Genomic DNA, 18,572 nt, shown 5'->3' with positions numbered 1-18,572 from the left:
GTCAGTCCATGTCGGGTCGCGATCGCTGGCGGGGCAGCGGGGGGAGCGTCACGGGGCCGGAGCGGGACGGACCGAGGAGAGGCCCGGGACTCGCGTCGTGGTGGATGCGGGTGAGGAGGAGTCGGTCCTCCATCTGGCGGATGGTCTCCAGGGTCAGGAGCGCGTCTTCTTGGTACCACTTCGCTTTGCGGAAACCCTCGGCATCGTCGAAGGGGTCGGGGAGACGGCCCATGTCGAAGACGGCGCAGCGCAGCGGTCCGGGGCGGAGGCGACGCACGTACCGCGAGACCAGCTCGCCGAAGCTGACTTCGTCGCCGTGGTGGACGATGAGCCACATGGCGGGCACCTCTACAAGGCCGTGGTCGTAGTCAGGGTTGAGGGCTTCATAGACCTCGAATTCGTGTCCGGATTCGCCGCTCAGCGTGACCGCAACGGGCGGGGGTGTCAGTCGGTTTGGGGGAAGCCGATAGGGGGTGGGGTCATTCACCGTGTGCACGTGTGCCCTCCTCACAGCGCGACTATGGGCTGATCAGAGTACTCGTACACGCACTCGAAAACCAGGATTAACCATCCACTGCGACCGAAACTGGACACGCCACGGGTCGGTAGGAACCGTTTCTGAAGCGTTGACGTCACGCGTGTCCAAAACCGGCCACATTGTTTGTCAACCTCCTTCACTTTCTTGCGCCGCTGTCCGATTCTCGTCGCTTCCGCTCTTCGTTCTCCCACCGTTTCGCGCGAACCATCATGGTCACCTCTTCACGCATGCGCGTCGCGGTCCGCTCGCGGATCTCCTCCCGTTGCTCGGGTGTGAGGCTGTCGTCGGCCTCCAGGTCGCTGTAGATCTCCCTCACCACCTGGCCGATGGGAGTGTCGAGGATCTGCCGCTCTACGGGATATCGGCGGTCGACGTCCTCCAGGGGGGTGGGGTCACCGCCGTTGAGGACGTCCTGAGTGGAGCCGGGGAGCCAGTCGAGCGCCGTGTCGAGGCGCTCGATCGTGTCGTCGGCGAGGGGCGAGGTGCCGATGCGGGCTCGGCGGAGGGTCTCCGGAGGGATGGGTCCCGCCTGGGATATGGCGGTCCAGCTGCGCTGGAGCTTGCGTTTGCGCTCCTCAATGAGGCGACCGAGGCGTACCCGGTCGGATGTGTGTGTCTCGTTTGGGGAAGGCATGCCTAACACCCTAGCCAAAAGTACCCATGGGGTACCCAAGATCGGCCGACTTGTGTCAACCCCCGGCGAACTCTTGACTTCCCGATGAAGCTAAAACCCCTTGGTAGAAGGGGCTTTGGGCCTCCTCACCCTCCCTGGTGTCTTACCCGACCGCCATGCAGGTGTATCCCCATGGTGCACCCATGGTGTACTTTTACCCCATGGACACACCACGAGCACACCACGGTGAGTCCGACGAGGACCTGATCTTCGACCGCGACGCCTTTCGCAAGGCACGGCGACGCGCCGGGGTCACCCTCGCCGAGCTCGCCCAAGCCACAGGAACATCCGAGAGCGGCATGAAGAAGCTACAGGCCGGATACCGTCTGCGTCCTCGACAGAGCACGTACCGGAGCATCATCGCCCGCCTCGGCCTCTCCTACGGGGACCTGTGGGTGGAAACCACACCACGAGACACCCACGGTGACACCACGGGTGGAGCGTGATGGCGCTCAAGCCGTGGCCCGACGCCCGTGACGCCGCCGCTCGGGCGTGGCGAGCCGGACGCATCGCCCGCGACTCCATGTCGCCGCGGGAGGCCGCGCTCGCCGCGTACTCCCCCGGGGGCCTGCCGGTCGAGCAGATCGAGGCCCTAATCATCCAGCACCGGGCCGAGGCGCGCGCCGCCCGTGACGCCCAGCGGGCCGCCGCATGAACCAGACCACCCCAGAAATGACGAACCCCCGCGCTGATCTTGGCGGACACGCGGGGGCCGATGCCGAAAGGACAGAACCTCTCATGCACGACTCTACCTGCACGACTGGCCGCCGCGAGGGGCACACCAACCTCGTCGGCCTGACCGGCACCGAACGGGCCGTAGCCCGCGCCGCCGAACGCATCCGCGCCACCTGTCCAGGATTCCTGCCGTGGCACACCCGTGCGTCCCTGCTTCAGGCCCGGCTGACCGCCGCTCTCCCACACCGGCGGATGTACTGGACGCTGTCCTCCGACGAGGCAGGCGAGCTGAACGCCTACGCGAACAACGACGCCCCGGCCGACCGCGTCGCGACGGTGTGCGAGTGGGCCCGTCACCTCGGCGTCGCTGTCCAGCAGACGACGGCGCGCGACGAGGCGTTCGTGGTGGTGTCGGCGCACGCCACCCGTGAGGGTGTGCGGGTGGTGGTGTCGGCGCTCCTGTACCGGGCGGAAGGCGAGCCGGTACCCGCCATGGTCGCCCGTGCTCGCTCGCTGATCGACGCCGCCGGGGGCGCCCGATGATCGCCGACATCCTGGTCGACTACCTGCTCGCCGCGGTCGTCGTGGCCGGGCTGGCCGTCGCGACCCTGCTCGGGTACGCGCTCGGCAGCTGTGGGGCCGCCGCCGCTCTCCGCCACGCTGCCCGGTACCGGCACCAGGCGTGCCGTCTGGCCGACGAGGTCGACCACCTGGCCGAGCAGCTCGACCAGTCCGAGGCCGCCCTCGGCCGGGCAACCGGCGGCACCGAGGAGATCCTCACCGCTGTGCGCCGCGCCGCCCGGGAGGAGGGTCGCCGTGGCTGACCAAACCCTCCGTGACGCCCGGTCCCGTCTCGCCGCCGCCCTCCGTGCGCTGCACGAGCGTCGTGTCGAGGACCCGCTGGCCGGGCTCCCGGTCGTCGCCTCCGTGGTCCTGGTCGAGCTGCCCGACAGCGGCCACACGCGTCCGCCGTCGCTGGTGGACCGGTACCAGGGCCGTCCCGGCACCTACCACCACGCCATGGAGCGGCTGGCCGCTTCCGGGCTCCGGCACCTCCGGCGGACGGCGGTGACCCGTGGCTGACCCGCTCACCGTCCCGCCCGCCGCCTGGTTGGAGGTCGCCCTCCCCGAGCCGTGCCGGCACTGGGCCCACGACCGGTACTGCGGGGCCGCCCCGACCCGCCTGTACACGCGGGGGCGCCGCTGCTGGGCCCACGCCCCCACCGCCATCACCCCAGTCAGGAAGGAGGCCGACCGTGGCTGACCCGCGCCACTCGCGTGACACGAAGCACGGCCGCTACTACGAGACCCGCGCACGGGCGAGTACCTGATCAGCGTCACGAACGCGCTCAACACGCTGTCGAAACCCGCCCTCGCCCCGGCCGCCGCGAAGGTCACCGCCGAGTACATCGTCGACAACCTCCCCGCTGCCGTCCGCGCGTCGCGCCGGGCGGAGGACCGGGAGGCGTTCCTCAAGACCGCGAAGACCGAACACAAGACCGTGTGGGAGTCCCGCGCTGGGATCGGCACCCGCGTCCACGTGCAGGCCGAGGCGCACGCCCTCGGCAAGCCGATCGAGCACGACGAGGACGCCGCCCCGTTCATCGACCAGTACCGGCAGTTCCTGGCCGACGCCGGGATCGACATCGAGACCGACGTCGAGGCCGTCGAGGTAACCGTCATCGACCGCGAGACCCGGTATGCGGGCACTGCCGACCTGTGGGTGCACATCCGACAGCCGTTCCACGGGCAGCCCGCCGGGCTGTGGCTGGTCGACCTCAAGACCAGCCTCACAAAGCCGCCGTCATCCGTGTACCGCGACCACGTCCTCCAACTCGCCGGACTCCGGTACGCGCCCGTGGCACTCGCCCCCGACGACAGCGAGCACCCGGTGCCGGAGTTCGTCGGCGCCGCGATCCTCAACCTCCGCGCCGACCGGTACGGGTTTGTGCCGCTGCCCGCCGACGAGGCCGCACACGCGGCGTTCCGGTCGCTGGTCGACGCGAGCTACTACCTGCACGGGCTCGACCTCAAGCCGCACAAGCCGGTCAACCCCTGGAAGAAGACGACCCGAAGGAAGGCCGCCTGATGGGCTCCCGCATCATCACCCTCCAGCGCCAAGCCCGCGAGCTGGGCAGGCTCCGCACCGGCTACACCGACACCTCCGGCACCCGGCCGCGCCCAGTCCGCTCGACCACCTGGATCGCCACGTCGCACTCCGCGGAGTACTGCGAGGCCGCCGCCGGTATCTGGGGCGGCACCGTCGAGAAGTGGAAGCCCCTCGGCGCCGGGGCCGAGCAGTACCGCGTCATCACCGACGCACCCGCCATCGACGCGATCCTCCCGCCCGGTGACCCGCTGGCGCAGTACTACGAGGCGTGGTCACGAAGCGGGTGCGCCCGCCGGTGCGACGGCGAGACGGAGCTTCTGTCGGACTCCTCGTGCCTGTGCGTTCAGGACTGGGGACAGGACTGGCACAAGGTCGCGGGGCCGCGCGACGGCGCGTGCCAGATGACCACCCGCCTCGGAGTGATCCTCCCGGACATGCCGGACATGGGTGCGTGGCGAGTCGAGACCCACTCGTACTACAGCGCGAGTGAGATCGCCGCCGCAGTGGACCTGCTCAAGGGGCAGCTCGGCACGGCCGCGATGGTGCCGGTCCGGTTGCGCATCGAGCCGCGCACCCGCGTCAGCGGGGGGAAGACAAAGCAGTTCCCGGTGGTCACGCTGGGCCTGCGCGGGGCGACGGCCGGGCAGGTGATGTCCGGGCAGATCCCCACGGCGGAGGTCGCTGCCCCGGCTGGGCAGGCTCCGGCTGTGGGCGCCGCTGATACTCCGGCCGAGCTGCCTGCCGCCCCGGCCCGTGACTGGCTGGCCGACCTCCAGCAGCTCACCACCGCCGACGAGGTGCGCGCCCTGTACCGGGAGTGTGCCCAGGCCGGGCAGATGACCGCGGACCTGTCGCACGCCATGAAGGAGCACGCCGACCTCATGGCCCAGGCGGCGCGCGGGTCGTACCGGCCCGACGCTGACCGGCGACCGGAGGCCGAGATGCCCACCGACGAGACCCCCGCCCCGGCCCCGGTTCCGGTGGATGAGGGCGCCCAGGTCGACGGGCTGTGGATGCAGTGCATGTCCGCGACGCCGGACGACTGGTCGACCCAGGACCTCGTCGAGGCATACGCGGCCCGGCACGGCGGGGAGTTGCCGGACGACGCGACGGCCGCTCTGCTGACCGGGTTCCTCAAGGCGATCAAGGCCGGGCAGGTGGCCAAGCCCGGCGAGCAGGCCCCGGCCGAGTCCGGCGACGCCGTTCCGTTCTAGCCCCTCCCCTCCCGCCGGGGGCGCGCCCGCCCCGCGCCCCCGGCCCCACCCCCTTCTGAGAGGTACACGTGACCGACCTTCCGTACACCTACACCGACCGCGACGGCGACGAGATGCTCGTCGCGGAGGACCTCGTCACCATCATCATCGCTGGCGACACTGGCCCGGACGAGATGAGCGTCCTGACCCCCCGGGGTGACGCGGCCGTCGAGCTGCTCGCCGCCCTCGTAGAGGCCGCCGGGCTCGACGGGTACGGGGTGGTGTCTCCCGAGCGGATGCGGTGGCGCGTGCGCAGCGCCGCGCAGAACGCCGCCCGGTCCATGCGCGAGCGGGCCGTGGCAGCGCTCCGAGCTGGCAACTGGGACGAGGACCCGACCGAACCGGTCCGCAGCTTGCCGCTGCTGCCCGACGGCGACCAGGACGTCGAGGGCGCCAAGCCCTGCCGGTCCTTCACCGCCGACCCGGACCACCCCGACATCGCCGTGTACTGCGAGCACACCGGCGGCGAAGGCCACGATGGTCTCCACCACGCCCACACCGCAGGTCTCACATGGGGATGGGCCGACGCCCAGGACGCCGACAAGGACCTCGGCCCCACCCACGCCGACCTTCCCGAGGCTGTGACCCCGTGCGGGCTCAGCTCGTGGGACGTGCCCGCCAGCACCGACCTGGCCGAGGTGGACTGCGTCGCTGCCTGCGCACTCTCGCGCAGGCCGCCCACAGCGACGCCCTGCCCGCCGAGGACCTCGTCGAGCCCGGCGACGAAGTGCCGACCATCGCGGAGCTTCACGGGTGGGTGGAACGCCTGGACCGGGACCTATCCGACACCACGAAGGCGGTCACGCAGCGTCTGGCCGCCATCGAGGAACGCCTGTCCCCGGCCGACACGAAGGCCACGCCCGCCTCGACGCCCGCCTGGTACCAGGACAAGGACGGCGACATCTGGGGGCAACACCCAGACGGCCGGTTCGCCATGGTGCGGAGCCGCGACGGCAGGCCCGCGCCCTACTTCAAGCCGCGCACTCTGGACGCCCTCGACGACCGATACGGCCCCCTCACCCGCGTCGACGACGCCGCCCCCGCCGGGGGTGCCGAGTGAGCTGGCACAACGGCCTCATCTGTGCTGTCGACGCCGAGAGCACCGGCGTCGACATCGAGTCCGACCGGATCGTCACCTGGTCCCGCTGGATCATCGACCCGGCCAAGGGCCGCAAGACCCACGCCGGGTGGCTCCTCGACCCGGGCGTCGAGATCCCCGAGGCCGCGTCTGCCATCCACGGCATCTCGACCGCCGACGCGCGCGCACGCGGCCAGCAGGCCGCCAGCGCGGTTCGGGAGATCGCTGGGGACCTCGTGTCGTGGTCGCGCGACGGGGCCGTCACGGTCGCGTTCAACGCCCAGTACGACGTGTCCCTCCTCCACCGGGAGTGCCTCCGACACGGCCACACCACCGAGGCCGCCGCCCTGGAGTCCCTCCGGCCCGTGGTCGACCCCTTCGTGATCGACAAGGGCCTCGACCGGTACCGGCGCGGGTCGCGAAAGCTCGTCGACGTCGCCGCTCACTACGGGATCGAGCTGTCCGCCGAGGACGCCCACGGCAGCGCGGCTGACTCCCTCGCAGCTGCCCGGGTGGCCTACGTGATCGCCACCCGGCACGACCACATCGGGCGGATGGACCCCGCAGCGCTTCACGCGCTCCAGCAGGAGTGGAAGGCCGATCAGGCGAAGTCCCTGCAGCGCCACCTCCGCAAGACCGACCCGTCCGCCACGTGCGCGCCCGAGTGGCCGCTCGTGCCGGTGCCCGCACAGATCCAGGAGCAGATCCGATGAACCCGCTCTCCCACTTCCTGGCCGCCTGGTCCCGCCTGGTCGACGACCTCAGCCGCCACCCCAGCGGACGGGCCCGCTTCGCCATCGACCTCGCCGCAGCCCGCCACCGGCACACCCCCGACGCCCCGCCCGTCCCGGTGCGCGTGCACCTCCAGGTCGGCACCGGACCGGCCCGGCAGGTGGCCGCCGCCTACCTCGACGACCCGGACACCGACCGAACCGACGTGGCCGGGGCGCTCCGCGCCCTGGCGGACGAGATCGAGGCCCCCGACAAGGCACGCGACGACGACCAGGAGGGCTGACCGATGCACCACCCCGCACCCGCAGACCCGGTCGCCGCGTGGCTGGAAACCCGCTACGACCTCGCCGTCGCCTACCAGCGCCGCCGCACCCGGCTGGACCGCGCCCTCCAGCGCACCACCGCATGGCCGGAGCGGGTCCGGATCACCCGCGCCGTCGACGCCACCCAGCGCCGCCTGACCGACCTGGGAGCCCTGTCCTGATGCCCACCCCGACGCCGCCCCCGCGATGGGCGGGGCGGCCCCTACCCACCACCCGGCCGCCCTCGGCCTCGACCTGTCCCTCACCTCGACGGGCGTCGCTTCCTCCCTCGGCTGGGCCGAACGCATCCGACCCCGCACCCGGGGCCTCGACCGGTTGCGCACCATCGTCGGCCGCGTCCGCGGCTACGCCTCCGCCGACCACTACGCCCTCGCCGTCATCGAGGGACCCGCCTACGGCCACGGCCGCCAGGCCGGACACGACGAGCTGGCCGCGCTCCGGTGGATGGTCCGCGACGCCCTCGACCGCAACGGGTTGCCGGTCGCGATCGTTCCGCCGTCCACGCTCAAGCTCTGGGCCACCGGCAACGGCCGTGCGGGCAAAGGCGACGTGGCCGCCGCCATGGACGCCCGACACACCGGCCTGGGCCTCCTGGTCGGGCAGCGCTACGACGAGGCCGACGCCCTGGCCCTCGCCGACATGGGCGCCGCCTGGCTCGACAACTGGTGCCTGTCCCCCGCCCAGCAACGCGCCATGTCCGGCGTCACCTGGCCCGCCGGGGAGGTGACGGCCCGATGAGCCACCGCCCCGTCCACCCGATCATCGCCCAGCTCCGCGCCGCCCGCGAAACCGCCGGTCTGTCCCAGGAGGCCGTGGCCCGACGCCTCCGCTGCCACGCCAGCACCGTCGGGTCCTGGGAGACCGGACGCAACAGCCCGGCCCTCGACGGACTCGCCGCCTACGCGGCGGTGCTCGGCTACCAGCTGACCCTCACGCAGGAGGAGGCCCCCACCCCATGACCCGAACCATCACCTGTGCGTGCGGTTGCGGACGCGTCGGCCGCCACCACGGCCGCGGACTCCTCGCCTCCTGCTGGCGGCGCGAACACCGCCACGGCACGCTCAACGGCTGGCCGCGCACCGCCCGACCCGCCCGCGACCAGCTCATGCGGCTCGCCGACGAGAACATCCGGGGCCGGATCGACGACTACATCGAGCTGCGCGAAGACCACCACGTACCGCTCGCCGAGGCCGCAGCCCGGCTCAGGGTGTCCACCCGCACCGTCACCCGCTGGCACTCCCACCTCAGAGCCGTCGGCGAGACCTACCCGTGGCTGTTCAACCACCCCGCCACCCGAGACCGGAAGCAGGCCGCATGACGACTCCGAAGATCGACACCAAGCTCACCGCGCAGGTCGGCGACGTTCTCGACCCCCACATGGACACCCTCATGGCCAAGGCCCGCGCCGGCCAAACCCTCGAAGTGCCCATCGTCGGCACCCTCCGCCCGGTCGAGCGGGTCGAACCGATGGCCGGGGAGGACAAGGAGGCGTCGCTCAAGCTGCGGTTGTCGTCCGCCGAGATCCCCACCCCCGACCAGGCCGAGACCATCCGCGAGGTACAGCGGGCCCTGTGGCTCACCCGCACCGCCACCGGCACCCTCGACGAGGACGGCGACATCCGCCTCGCCAAGATCACCCTCCAGCACGCCGGGCGCGACGTCGCCAGCGCTGCCGCCGCACGTCTGCGCGCCGGGGTCGAGCAGTGGCACAAGCAGGCCCGCGCCGCCACCGTCAACCAGCTCTCCGCGAGCGAGATGTGGAACGAGATGGAGCGGATCGCCACCGGGCTCGCCACCCTCCTCGGCCACCCCCGCGACGAGGACGACGAGCAGCTCGCCCTTGACAGCGGTGATGCCCGGTGACCCCCGTCGAGGCTGCCCAGGTGCACACCACCGCCTGGACCCCGACCATGGCCGCCATCACCCGCGCCCTGGCCGACCTGCACGCGACCGAGGACACCCCGCTCACCCGCTGGGAGGTCTACCCGGCCGCCGACACCGCCGACGGCGAGGCGCACCTGTATGCCGACCTGATCGTCGCGCGCAGCGAGATCCCCGAGGCCCTGCGCGCCTGGGCGCGCATCCTCGGCACCGAGCTGAGCACCGTCCTCGACGGCAACCGTGCGGTCCTGACCATCACCGCGTGCCTGCCCGGCGGTGTCCGGGTCACCTTCCGCGAGGAGGCCTCGACCGAGGGGCTTCCCGATGACCTCCGGACCGCGCCGACCGCTGATCCCGCCCTGTTCTGACTCACCCTGCCCGGGGCCGCCCGCCCGGCCCCGGGCCCCACACAGCCGGGGGACCTCGATGACCCACACCACCGTCACCGCGACCGTGCACATCCGCCTCACCACCGAGCACGGGCACGCCCGACCACCCCACCCCACCCACGAACACGGCGGCATCACCCCCGTACCCGCCGGATGCTGCGTCCTCCTCGATGTCGGCGACGCCCACCACATCAGCGGCCCCGCGCCCGCCTCGTCGCCGGGGCACTGCGCTCCGCCCACCACATCGACGTCATCGGCACCCACGCCCCCACCCTCAAGGGCATCCGATCCGCCATCCACCGCGCCATCATCGAGGACCACCGTTGACCACTGACGTCCTGACCGACGTCGTCCTCCCCAGGCTCGACGGCGTCACCCAGCGCGGCAACTACTACATGGCTCGCTGCCCCGCCCACGACGACCACCGCGCCAGCATGTCCGTCGAGCGCGGCCGAGACCACCCCGTGGTCTTGCACTGCCACGCCGGGTGCGACCCCAAGGACATCGCCGACGCCCTCGGCGTGCCCTGGGACGCCCTGTGCGCGCCCCGCGACGAGGACCGCCACCACCGCACTGAATGGACGCCGCGCGGCGACGCCGTGGCCGTCTACGACTACTACGACGAACAGGGCACCCTGCTCTACCAGGTGCTGCGCACCATCACCAAGGAGTTCCCCACCCGCGTCCCCGATCCCACCCAGAAGAGCGGCTACCGGTGGCGGCTCGGCGACACCCGCCGTGTCCTGTACCGGCTCCCCCAGACCCTGGCCGCGGCCGCCGCCGGCCGCACCGTGTACGTCGTCGAGGGCGAGAAGGACGCCGACGCCCTCGCCGCGCGCGGGCACGCGGCCACCTGCAACCCCGGCGGCGCCGGGAAGTGGCGCGCCGAGTACGCCGGAGCGCTCCGCGGCGCCGACGTCGTGATCGTGGCTGACAACGACCAGCCCAACACCAGGGGGAACCGGCCCGGCTTGGATCACGCCCGCCAAGTCGCCGCGTCCTTGGAGGGTGCCGCCGCGACCGTGCGCGTCGTGCAGGCGCGCACCGGCAAGGACGCCGCCGACCACTTGTCCGCCGGACACGACGTCTCCGAATTCGTGCCCCTGGACCTGGCCACCGGGACTCCGGTGGAAACGTCTCAGGACGTCTCACCCGTCCCTGAGACTCCCCGAGACGAACCCACCGGCGACCCTGTCCAGGACCGTGCCGCGCAGATCCGCGCCGCCCTCCTGGACTCCGAGGGCATGGACGCCCTGCCCCCGCCCGCGCCCCTCATCGACGGCGTCCTGTACCTCGACTCGCTGTCGTGGCTACACGGCAAGCCCGGCCACGGCAAGAGCTTTGTCGCCTTGGACTGGGCCGCGCACATCGCCAGCGGCATCGCCTGGCAGGACAGGGACACCACCCGCGGGCCCGTCCTGTACCTGGTGGCCGAGGGCACGAGCGGCATGGCCGAACGCAAGCGCGCCTGGGAGGCCGAGCACGGACACCGCATGGACGTCATCTTCCTTCCGATGGCCGTGCAGTTCATGAGCCCCACCGACGCGACGCGTTCGCTCGGGTCGTCGCGGAGCTGCGCCCTGTCCTGGTCGTCATCGACACCCAGGCCCGGGTGACCGTGGGAGCCGACGAGAACAGTTCACAGGACATGGGTCGGTTCGTCGCGGCCGCCGATGCCATCCGGCGCGCGTCGGCCGCGTGCGTCCTGTTGGTCCACCACGAGGCGCGCGCCGGGGACACCATGCGCGGGTCCACCGCCATGGAGGGCGCGGCGACCTCCGTCATCCGGGCCGCCAAGGATGGGCACCTGATCCGGCTCGACAACCCGAAGCAGAAGGACGCGCCGCCGTTCTCACCGATCCTCCTTCGGCTTTCGCCATGCGGAAATAGCGCGGTCGTTAAGTCTCACACGGGGGGTGAGACCAACGACGAATTGAGCCCCGCTGAGTCTCAGGTCCTCGACACCATGTGGGACTCCTTTGAGACCACAGGTGCCAGCGCGAGCGCTCTGCTGGAGGCCTCCGGCGTCGCCCGGTCCAGCTTCTACCGGACCCTGAACAGGCTGGTCAAACGGGGTCTTGTCGTCAAGGCGGGCACTGAGAAACGCGCCCGGTACGTCCTGCCCACCACGGACGCGGAAAACAAAGTCTCACCTAGTCCCACTAAGTCCCACGGGCCCGACGTCTCAAGTCTCACGTCCCACCACCCCTTTAGGGGTGGGACGAGTGAGACGAACGGGACCAACCACGCCGGGACCCCGGACAGAGCCCGACCGGAGAACCCCCGAAACGGCCCTGTCGCGCCTGCCGCCGACCCCACTGGTCCGCCAGCGGGTCCGACCTGTGCCACGACTGCCGCACCGGCACCAAGGCCAGCGCATGACCACCCACGACAGAACGGGGGAGCCCATGGGCGGAATCTGCACCGTCCCCGACTGCGACGTCCTGGTCGCCGACGCCTGGGTCTGCTCGACGTGCGCGCACCGGCTCGCCGTCGCCCTGGCCGACGTGTCCGACCTGGTCGGAGAACTGGACATCGACATCACCCGGCAGGCCCGCCGCCCCCGCCAGCCCGCGTCCGGCTCCCGGCGCGGAGCCGCCGATCCCCTTCGACGTGTCCGCGTCGATCGTCCGCGACGCGCTGGTGTCCACCCTCCGCACCTGGTGCCTGGTCCTGGACGGCGACCTCCTCGGCACTCCGCCCGCCGACGACGGGGCCGGTCTCGCCGACCACCTCACCAACCGGGTCGAGAACATCCGCCACCACGTCGAGGGCGGCGCGGCCGTCGACGAGATCACCGCCGCCGTGTCGGCCGCTCGCGACCAAGTGCATGGACGCGACCGCGCCGCGTCCACGCTCGCCGGGCTGTGCCCCGACTGTCAGTCGCCCGTGTACGGCCCCCACGGCGTCGCACAAGCACGGTGCCGCGCCAACGGGTGCACTGGGATGGTGGACGTCGCGGCGTGGCGTGAGAACGCCCTCAGCCGCCTCACGGGCGCGACCCTGCCCGCTGTGGACGTCGCGCGCGTAGCCTCGGTACTGACGGGCGAGCGAGTCACCGGCGACCGCGTCCGCCAGTGGGCCGCCCGGGGCAAGCTGACCGCCGTCAACACCGGTCAGTGCGCGCGGCCCGTGTACCGGGTGGCCGACGTCTGCGCGTTGCTCGGCACGCCTGGCCACCGCACCGCGTCCTGACCCTGTAGACCTCCTCCGGCCCAGCGCCAGAGGCAACCCCCAACGACGGGAGACAACCGATGACTGAGACCGTGATCCGCGCCCGCTGCCTGCTGCTGTTCGGCGAGTGGGCGGAGGTGACCATCCCGGAACGGGACTACACCAACCCGGTGCGGGTGGACGCCGCAGCGCTGGCGGCCGAGGTCGGGCTCGACGACGTGGCCGACCTGCCCGGCCGAGAGCTGGAGGTGACCTTCGCGGGGACCCCCGCGGACCCGGTTCTGTCGGGGTGGCGTCTGGCGGAGTGAGCTGGGCGAACACCCACCACAGGTGTTGCTAAACAGAGTACTTATGTGGTTCAATAGAGATGTCGCCGGGGGTTGGCACCCCCGAACGACAGGTTGATTGAAAACACCACAGAGAGTGAGAACGTCGTGAACAACGACGACCGACGGGTTCGCCTGTCCAACATGATCCTCCGCCTGCTCCACGTGGCGGCCCTGGCCCGCGAGGTCCTCGCGGACGTCGCGGCCGTGACCCTCCCCGAGGTTCGCGACCCAGAATCCCTCCCGGTGATCTGGGACGCCGTCAGCCGCACCCTGCTCCTCTTGGACGAAGAGCCCCTTGTGAGCCTGGTGCCCGACCAGGCCAACGAGATCCTCCAGCAGGGGTTGGCCAAGGCGCTGGTGATCAACCAGTACCTCTCCACCATGGTCGAAGTCGTGGTGGACGGGGATGGCGACAAGTTGGAGGAGTGGCAGTTCCGGGCCGTTGAGCTGTTGCTCAAGACGCGGACATCAGCCTTCACCTCGCCCGCGAGGACCTGGGCGGACAGGCCATGGACGACTAGCTCACACACCAGCCGCCCCGGCAGCCAGCCGGGGCGGCTTCTCTGTGTTGGGCTACCACCCACCAGAAGTGTTGCTTAACAGAGCAGTGCTGTGGTTTAATAGAGACACCGGGGAGGGGTTGGCACCCCACCCGGACGCTGATTGAAAACACCACAGAGAGTGAGACGAGTCGTGGACTTCGACCGTGAATTCGCGGACCTTCACTTCCGCACCCTGCACGCCCTCACCGTCGCCCGGATGATCCTCGGCCAGATCTGGCCGGTAACCCTCCCCCAGGAGGTCACCCCAGAGACCATGCCGATCCTGCGCGACGCGTTCGCCCGCTGCTACACGCTGCTGGAGGACGAGCCGCTGGCCAGCATGGTGTCGGAGGAAGTGATTGACCTGATCCGCCAAGGGTTGGGCCTGTACCTGTTCGCTGACGAACAGATGCAGTTCCTGGCCCAGCTGACCACGGAAGAGGAGACGGAGAAGCTGGAGCCTGGAGGCTTCCGGCGCTCCGCGACATGATCGCCTCGGCGACCACCTTCCTGTACCTGGCACAGGAGCAGTTGAACGACTAGTCGCACGCCGCCCCGGCAACCAGCCGGGGCGGCACCTCACTCTCACCGCCACCCAAACAGCGAAACGGACGACGGGCCTGGCCCCGAAGGACCCAAAGTGGCAAACCCGCCGTCCGCTGATCGAAAACACCTCAGAGAGGCACCACCGATGGTAAACGAAACCGACCGCCCCGGCATCACCGTTCCCGAGATCGCCGAGAAGTACCGCCGCTCCCGCGGCGTCGTCGCCAACACCTGGGTACTCACCCCCGAATGGCGCGAGCGCGTGTGCGTGGTCGGGCACACCGGCTACCGGGGCCTCACGCCCGTCTACGACGCCGGCGACGTGCACGACCTGGTCCGCGAGTGGGTGTGGCTCCCTCCCGAGGAGTCCGGCATCCCCGCCGACCGGCGGCTCACGATGAAGGAGATCGCCGACTACACGGGCATCGACTACAGCGTGATCCGCTCCGACGCATCACGCGGAGCACTGAAAGGCCATGACGAGACGGACGCGGCCGGAACGCGGACCTGGACTCGTCAGCAGGTGGACGACCTCTACTACGGGCGGAAGATCCGACTGCGGAAGAAGCCGTAGCAATCCCTCTTGGCGTTGCATAGCAGAGTACTTATGTGGTTCAATAGAGATGTCGCCGGGGGTTGGCGCCCCCGAACGACAGGTTGATTGAAAACACCACAGAGAGGCAGATCGTGAACAACGATCACGCCATCGCGGAGATCTTCCGCTCTTGGATGGCAGCAATCGAGAGGCTCGCGGACATCCTCCGCGCACTCCCGCTCCCGATCGAACTCCCCCAGGTCACAGACCCCGAGACGTACACCACCATGGTGGACACGCTCAAGCGGACTCTGATCCTGATGGGACAGGACCCGATCCGGTCGGCCATCACCGACAAGGCACGGGCCCACCTCATGCAGAGTGTGAGCGAACTCGTCCTCATCGAGGAGCAGCTCATGTTCCTGCAGTCCGACCAGGAGAACGACGCCAACAAGGTGGAAGAGTGGCGAGTGATCGCCACCCAGGTACTCACCAGGAACGCGACAGCATCGCTCATCCTGGCTGAACACCAACTCCGCCAGTAACACCCACCGCCCCCGGCATCCAGCCGGGGGCGGCTCTCTGTTTCCACCCCTACGTTGCGTAGTAGGTCGACACCGTGTCACACTGATGCCGCAACAGAACACGTGTACCCACACGCAGCCCGGAGCCAACAGGCCCCGGGTTTTCTCATGCACTGACCCTGCACGCGCACACCGGGCCGCCTCACACCAGGGGGAGAACGCGGCCCCGACCCCTCGCACTCCCCGCGCTCCCCGCGCCGAGTGACACCAGGGGGCACACCGTGCCTGACCAACCACCACCCCAACCACCACCGCGCCTCGGAAGCCTGTGTACCGGCTACGGCGGCCTCGACCTGGCCGTCGAAACGATCCTCGGTGCCCGACGCGCATGGGTCGCAGACCCCGCGCCCGGACCATCGAAGATCCTCGCCCACAACTGGCCCGACACGCCCAACCTCGGTGACCTGCACACGATCCGCTGGGAAGCGGTACCGCCGGTGGACATCCTCACCGCCGGATTCCCCTGCCAGCCGGTCTCACTCGCAGGACCACGCCGAGGCGTCGCCGACGAACGGTGGTTGTTCGATGACATCCTCTCCGGAATCCAGCAGATGCAGCAGCGACCCCGACTGCTCGTGTTCGAGAACGTCCGAGGCCTCCTCCGCGCCAGCGACGGCGAAGCAATGCGACGCGTCGTTTAAGGCCTGGCCAGCGCACGGTTTCTGGCACGATGGCGGATTCTGCGCGCCTCCGACGTTGGCGCGCCCCACCAACGTGCCCGCGTCTTCATCGTTGCTCGCGACGCCCTGCGCGTTAGACGAGGGATGGGGACCCCCCGAGTCGGAACGCCGCGCACGTGGCCTGCAGGTCAAGCCCTGCCACCAGGTCCGCGAGATCATCGACCAAGCGGTCCGCGACGGCTTGATACCTCCGCTTGGGGACGGTTCGCGCCCGCCATCCGACGCTGGGAGCACGTGACCGGACGTCCGGCCCCGTTCCCCGCCGACATCGGACCCCGTGGGCCGCGCATCTCGGCGCGGTTCATGGAGTGGATGATGGGCCTTTCCGACGCCTGGGTGACCGGCGTACCGGGCCTGTCCCACGCCGCCCAACGGCACGCCCTGGGCAACGGTGTCGTGCCCCAGCAAGCCGCCGCTGCGGTCGCTGACCTACTGGACTGGCCGGACCCGTAGTCCGGCCCTCACACGTGCCCGCCCTCCACTAGGTCGGGGGGTCCGGTGTCGAGGGCGGGCACACCCTCACCGGTAGTAGTGCTTCGTGACCTTCCTGCGCGGGACGATCACGCGGAACAGCCACCACGGGATCCAGACGAACAGCCACAGGCCGCACGTGCACAGCGTCAGGAGCAGGTGAGTCGAGTTGGCCAGCCCGCCCAACCCACGCCGCCTCTCCACCGACTTCACCATCCGAGGAGACGGCTGTGCCGGAGGCTGGTAGGGCATCGGCGACGGGTACTGCTGCGGGGGCCGCTGTGGATACCGAGGGTCCTGATACACGGCACGCTCCAGAGCGCAGAGGAGGGGGTGTCCCTGCCACGGTAGGACCCACCCCAACGCGCCCTGAACACCTGGCCGCATCCGGCCACCCCGCCAACCCCGCCCGAGAGGTGCGCGTCATGCCCGGCTGGCAGAACTCCACCCGCCGCGCAACCCTCCCCCCAGACTGGGACCGGGCCATCCGCCCCCGCATCCTCAACCGCGACAACCACCGCTGTCATTGGCGCGTCGGCGATGGAATCTGCGGACGCCCGGCGACCGACGTCGACCACATCGACGGCCGCGACGACCACCGGGACGAGAACCTCCAGTCCCTGTGCCGAACGCACCACCGACGCAAGAGCAGCGGTGAAGGTGGGCGCGCGCGATGGGCGAAGCGTCCTTCACGCTACCGCCCGAAGCCGCCGCATCCTGGCTTGCTGTGACTGAAAGTGACCGACCCACGGGGGGATCCCTCCCCCCGTGGCGGTTCCTGACCGCCTTGTCATAGCCGCTGCCGGTATGTACGGGTTTCCACGTTCGGACAGACCAGCGGATACCCCGCTCTGTAATCGCCCCTGGCTGGGCGGTTCTCACATATATGCAGGTAGAGGACTATCTTTCGTTACACGCGCTCGTGTAGACTGCACGCATAGTGAAGACGGCGCGGCGGGTGTGCGAGCGGGACGGGTGCGACGAACTGGTCGCGGACGCCCGCGGCGGCCGCATCCCGAAGTACTGCTCTGGCCGGTGTCGGGTCGCCGCGCACCGCGCGCGCCACGCCATCCCCGCCGAGCTGCGCGAGCGCCGCCGGTGGGTGCGACGCGACGAGGACAAGGTCCCGCTGATGGTGAAGTCGGGCCGCCGCGCGTCGTCGACAGCTCCCGGCACGTGGGGCACCTACGCCGACGCGGTCGCTTCACGGCACGGCGTGGGGCTCGGGTACGTGCTCCGCCAGGGCGACGGGGTGGTGTGCATCGACCTCGATCACTGCCTGTGGGGTGACCGCGTGTCCGACTGGGCGCAGCGCATCCTCGACCGGTGTCCGTCGACGTTCGTCGAGCGGTCGGCGTCCGGGAGTGGGCTGCACATCTGGGGCCGCGGTGAGATGCCGCGCGGCCGCCGGATCCGCCGGGATGACGGCTCGGCGGTCGAGGTGTACGGGACGGGCCGGTACATCGCGCTCGGCGAGCGGTGGCGGTCGGCGCCGCTCCAACTCGCCGACCTGACCGAGGTGATCGACTCGCTGACGTGACCACGAGGAGGTGATCCTCGTGGGAGAACGCGGACCCGTCCCCAAGCGCAGCCACCAGCGCCGCCGCCGCAACAAGCCCGACAACGACGGTGGCGGAGAGGTCACCACGGCACCCGCGGCGAGCACCGAACCCCCGCCGGCCCCGTCGGCGGATGAGTCGTGGCACCCGATCGCCCGCCAGTGGTACGAGTCGCTCGCTGAGTCCGGGCAACGGCACTGGTACGAGGCGTCCGACTGGGCGACGGCGTACCTGATCGCCGAGTCGATCTCGCGTGACCTGTCCCCCCAGGTCGTCGGTGTCACCGACGACGGCGAGGTCGTGCGCGACACGATCCCGCTCAAGGGTGCGTCGCTGGCCGCCTACCTCAAGGCCATGTCTGCGCTGCTGGTCACCGAGGGAGACCGGCGCCGGGCACGCGCCGAGTTGACCCGCACCACCGCTGTCGACGAGGACGAGGAAGCGGCGGTGGTGGCGATCAATGGGTGGAAGGACAGGCTTTCGGGATAACCCCGCTGACC

General features: G+C 70.5%; 33 protein-coding genes and 1 pseudogene. 30 read left to right on the top strand and 4 right to left on the bottom strand.

Going from position 1 to position 18,572, the window contains the following annotated elements; genetic code table 11:
* Position 1: 1 nt before the first annotated feature.
* Together BJF83_RS12945 and BJF83_RS12940 are read right to left on the bottom strand one after the other, a co-directional pair.
* On the bottom strand, positions 2-496 hold the full coding sequence (locus BJF83_RS12945; protein ID WP_143831876.1) for a hypothetical protein: 495 nt from the start codon (positions 494-496) through the stop codon (positions 2-4).
* Between the two features lie 178 nt (positions 497-674).
* Positions 675-1,172 carry a hypothetical protein gene (locus BJF83_RS12940; RefSeq protein WP_075926496.1) on the bottom strand — a complete coding sequence of 166 codons (498 nt, stop codon included), beginning with the start codon at positions 1,170-1,172 and terminating at the stop codon, positions 675-677.
* A 182-nt stretch (positions 1,173-1,354) separates the two neighbouring features.
* Between BJF83_RS12940 and BJF83_RS12935 the strand changes: the two genes are divergently transcribed.
* The 8 genes from BJF83_RS12935 (at position 1,355) to BJF83_RS12900 (ending at position 5,210) form a co-directional block, all read left to right on the top strand.
* On the top strand, positions 1,355-1,657 hold the full coding sequence (locus BJF83_RS12935) for a helix-turn-helix transcriptional regulator (protein WP_158070365.1): 303 nt from the start codon (positions 1,355-1,357) through the stop codon (positions 1,655-1,657).
* Entirely contained in the window at positions 1,657-1,866 is a 210-nt protein-coding gene (locus BJF83_RS12930; RefSeq protein ID WP_075926494.1) for a hypothetical protein, read from the top strand. Before BJF83_RS12935 ends, BJF83_RS12930 begins: the two co-directional genes overlap by 1 nt.
* A gap of 83 nt (positions 1,867-1,949) precedes the next feature.
* Complete coding sequence (locus BJF83_RS12925) at positions 1,950-2,429, top strand: hypothetical protein (RefSeq protein ID WP_075926493.1); 480 nt, start codon at positions 1,950-1,952, stop codon at positions 2,427-2,429.
* Positions 2,426-2,710: a hypothetical protein gene (locus tag BJF83_RS12920; RefSeq protein WP_075926492.1), complete on the top strand. Its 285-nt coding sequence runs from the start codon at positions 2,426-2,428 to the stop codon at positions 2,708-2,710. The genes BJF83_RS12925 and BJF83_RS12920 overlap by 4 nt, the downstream gene beginning before the upstream one ends.
* Entirely contained in the window at positions 2,703-2,969 is a 267-nt protein-coding gene (locus BJF83_RS12915; protein ID WP_075926491.1) for a hypothetical protein, read from the top strand. The genes BJF83_RS12920 and BJF83_RS12915 overlap by 8 nt, the downstream gene beginning before the upstream one ends.
* A complete protein-coding gene (locus BJF83_RS12910; RefSeq protein ID WP_075926490.1) occupies positions 2,962-3,150 on the top strand; it encodes a hypothetical protein in 189 nt (62 codons plus the stop codon). Before BJF83_RS12915 ends, BJF83_RS12910 begins: the two co-directional genes overlap by 8 nt.
* Before the next feature lie 237 nt (positions 3,151-3,387).
* Positions 3,388-3,975, top strand: coding sequence for a hypothetical protein (locus BJF83_RS26770; protein ID WP_075926489.1), 588 nt, complete (start codon positions 3,388-3,390; stop codon positions 3,973-3,975).
* Positions 3,975-5,210 (top strand): hypothetical protein, encoded by a 1,236-nt coding sequence (locus tag BJF83_RS12900; RefSeq protein WP_075926488.1) that lies wholly within the window; start codon positions 3,975-3,977, stop codon positions 5,208-5,210. Before BJF83_RS26770 ends, BJF83_RS12900 begins: the two co-directional genes overlap by 1 nt.
* Here BJF83_RS12900 and BJF83_RS12895 read toward each other — a convergent pair.
* Positions 5,207-5,740, bottom strand: a complete 534-nt coding sequence (locus BJF83_RS12895) for a hypothetical protein (protein ID WP_158070364.1) — start codon at positions 5,738-5,740, stop codon at positions 5,207-5,209. The two genes, BJF83_RS12900 and BJF83_RS12895, sit on opposite strands and share 4 nt — an antisense overlap.
* Positions 5,741-5,838: 98 nt before the next feature.
* Here BJF83_RS12895 and BJF83_RS12890 point away from each other — a divergent pair, with 98 nt between their 5' ends.
* The 19 genes and pseudogenes from BJF83_RS12890 to BJF83_RS29050 all read left to right on the top strand — a co-directional run bounded on the left by BJF83_RS12890 (position 5,839) and on the right by BJF83_RS29050 (position 16,495).
* Positions 5,839-6,309 (top strand): hypothetical protein, encoded by a 471-nt coding sequence (locus tag BJF83_RS12890; protein WP_143831873.1) that lies wholly within the window; start codon positions 5,839-5,841, stop codon positions 6,307-6,309.
* Positions 6,306-7,040, top strand: a complete 735-nt coding sequence (locus BJF83_RS12885) for an exonuclease domain-containing protein (RefSeq protein ID WP_075926485.1) — start codon at positions 6,306-6,308, stop codon at positions 7,038-7,040. The genes BJF83_RS12890 and BJF83_RS12885 overlap by 4 nt, the downstream gene beginning before the upstream one ends.
* A complete protein-coding gene (locus BJF83_RS12880; protein ID WP_075926484.1) occupies positions 7,037-7,342 on the top strand; it encodes a hypothetical protein in 306 nt (101 codons plus the stop codon). The genes BJF83_RS12885 and BJF83_RS12880 overlap by 4 nt, the downstream gene beginning before the upstream one ends.
* A 3-nt stretch (positions 7,343-7,345) precedes the next feature.
* Positions 7,346-7,543, top strand: coding sequence for a hypothetical protein (locus BJF83_RS12875; protein ID WP_075926483.1), 198 nt, complete (start codon positions 7,346-7,348; stop codon positions 7,541-7,543).
* A gap of 25 nt (positions 7,544-7,568) precedes the next feature.
* Positions 7,569-8,120: a hypothetical protein gene (locus BJF83_RS12870; protein ID WP_075926482.1), complete on the top strand. Its 552-nt coding sequence runs from the start codon at positions 7,569-7,571 to the stop codon at positions 8,118-8,120.
* Positions 8,117-8,341 (top strand): helix-turn-helix transcriptional regulator, encoded by a 225-nt coding sequence (locus tag BJF83_RS12865; protein ID WP_075926481.1) that lies wholly within the window; start codon positions 8,117-8,119, stop codon positions 8,339-8,341. The genes BJF83_RS12870 and BJF83_RS12865 overlap by 4 nt, the downstream gene beginning before the upstream one ends.
* Positions 8,338-8,700 carry a hypothetical protein gene (locus tag BJF83_RS12860; protein WP_075926480.1) on the top strand — a complete coding sequence of 121 codons (363 nt, stop codon included), beginning with the start codon at positions 8,338-8,340 and terminating at the stop codon, positions 8,698-8,700. The genes BJF83_RS12865 and BJF83_RS12860 overlap by 4 nt, the downstream gene beginning before the upstream one ends.
* Complete coding sequence (locus tag BJF83_RS12855) at positions 8,697-9,245, top strand: hypothetical protein (RefSeq protein ID WP_075926479.1); 549 nt, start codon at positions 8,697-8,699, stop codon at positions 9,243-9,245. Before BJF83_RS12860 ends, BJF83_RS12855 begins: the two co-directional genes overlap by 4 nt.
* Positions 9,242-9,631 (top strand): hypothetical protein, encoded by a 390-nt coding sequence (locus BJF83_RS12850; RefSeq protein ID WP_075926478.1) that lies wholly within the window; start codon positions 9,242-9,244, stop codon positions 9,629-9,631. The genes BJF83_RS12855 and BJF83_RS12850 overlap by 4 nt, the downstream gene beginning before the upstream one ends.
* A gap of 58 nt (positions 9,632-9,689) precedes the next feature.
* Positions 9,690-9,986: a hypothetical protein gene (locus BJF83_RS26765; protein ID WP_143831872.1), complete on the top strand. Its 297-nt coding sequence runs from the start codon at positions 9,690-9,692 to the stop codon at positions 9,984-9,986.
* Positions 9,987-10,047: 61 nt separating this feature from the next.
* Positions 10,048-11,327: pseudogene (locus tag BJF83_RS29065) on the top strand (AAA family ATPase); the annotation flags it as partial.
* A gap of 938 nt (positions 11,328-12,265) precedes the next feature.
* Positions 12,266-12,847, top strand: a complete 582-nt coding sequence (locus tag BJF83_RS29060; RefSeq protein WP_075926476.1) for a hypothetical protein — start codon at positions 12,266-12,268, stop codon at positions 12,845-12,847.
* Between the two features lie 59 nt (positions 12,848-12,906).
* The gene (locus BJF83_RS12830; protein WP_075926475.1) at positions 12,907-13,134 is read left to right on the top strand and encodes a hypothetical protein; all 228 of its coding nucleotides are present in this window, start codon (positions 12,907-12,909) and stop codon (positions 13,132-13,134) included.
* A gap of 126 nt (positions 13,135-13,260) precedes the next feature.
* Positions 13,261-13,755, top strand: coding sequence for a hypothetical protein (locus BJF83_RS12825; protein ID WP_143831871.1), 495 nt, complete (start codon positions 13,261-13,263; stop codon positions 13,753-13,755).
* Between the two features lie 93 nt (positions 13,756-13,848).
* Positions 13,849-14,187, top strand: a complete 339-nt coding sequence (locus BJF83_RS12820; RefSeq protein WP_075926473.1) for a hypothetical protein — start codon at positions 13,849-13,851, stop codon at positions 14,185-14,187.
* 201 nt (positions 14,188-14,388) lie between these two features.
* Positions 14,389-14,817, top strand: coding sequence for a hypothetical protein (locus tag BJF83_RS12815; protein WP_075926472.1), 429 nt, complete (start codon positions 14,389-14,391; stop codon positions 14,815-14,817).
* Positions 14,818-14,972: 155 nt separating this feature from the next.
* Positions 14,973-15,323, top strand: coding sequence for a hypothetical protein (locus tag BJF83_RS12810; protein ID WP_158070362.1), 351 nt, complete (start codon positions 14,973-14,975; stop codon positions 15,321-15,323).
* A 260-nt stretch (positions 15,324-15,583) separates the two neighbouring features.
* Entirely contained in the window at positions 15,584-16,003 is a 420-nt protein-coding gene (locus tag BJF83_RS29055; RefSeq protein WP_262391508.1) for a DNA cytosine methyltransferase, read from the top strand.
* Positions 16,004-16,276: 273 nt separating this feature from the next.
* The gene (locus BJF83_RS29050; RefSeq protein ID WP_262391507.1) at positions 16,277-16,495 is read left to right on the top strand and encodes a hypothetical protein; all 219 of its coding nucleotides are present in this window, start codon (positions 16,277-16,279) and stop codon (positions 16,493-16,495) included.
* 66 nt (positions 16,496-16,561) lie between these two features.
* Here the strand turns inward: BJF83_RS29050 and BJF83_RS27460 are convergent, their stop codons facing one another.
* A complete protein-coding gene (locus BJF83_RS27460) occupies positions 16,562-16,717 on the bottom strand; it encodes a hypothetical protein (RefSeq protein ID WP_158070361.1) in 156 nt (51 codons plus the stop codon).
* A gap of 221 nt (positions 16,718-16,938) precedes the next feature.
* Here BJF83_RS27460 and BJF83_RS12800 point away from each other — a divergent pair, with 221 nt between their 5' ends.
* From BJF83_RS12800 to BJF83_RS12790, 3 genes are all read left to right on the top strand, one after another.
* Positions 16,939-17,244 (top strand): HNH endonuclease, encoded by a 306-nt coding sequence (locus tag BJF83_RS12800; protein ID WP_075926470.1) that lies wholly within the window; start codon positions 16,939-16,941, stop codon positions 17,242-17,244.
* Positions 17,245-17,471: 227 nt separating this feature from the next.
* Positions 17,472-18,053 (top strand): bifunctional DNA primase/polymerase, encoded by a 582-nt coding sequence (locus BJF83_RS12795; RefSeq protein ID WP_083678517.1) that lies wholly within the window; start codon positions 17,472-17,474, stop codon positions 18,051-18,053.
* Between the two features lie 10 nt (positions 18,054-18,063).
* A complete protein-coding gene (locus BJF83_RS12790) occupies positions 18,064-18,561 on the top strand; it encodes a hypothetical protein (RefSeq protein ID WP_262391506.1) in 498 nt (165 codons plus the stop codon).
* Positions 18,562-18,572 lie beyond the last annotated feature (11 nt).

Origin of the sequence: Nocardiopsis sp. CNR-923 (assembly GCF_001942255.1) — a bacterium.
Taxonomy (GTDB): domain Bacteria; phylum Actinomycetota; class Actinomycetes; order Streptosporangiales; family Streptosporangiaceae; genus Nocardiopsis.
The sequence above is the reverse complement of the archived record's forward strand: the minus strand, read 5'-3'. Positions and strand labels throughout refer to the sequence as shown.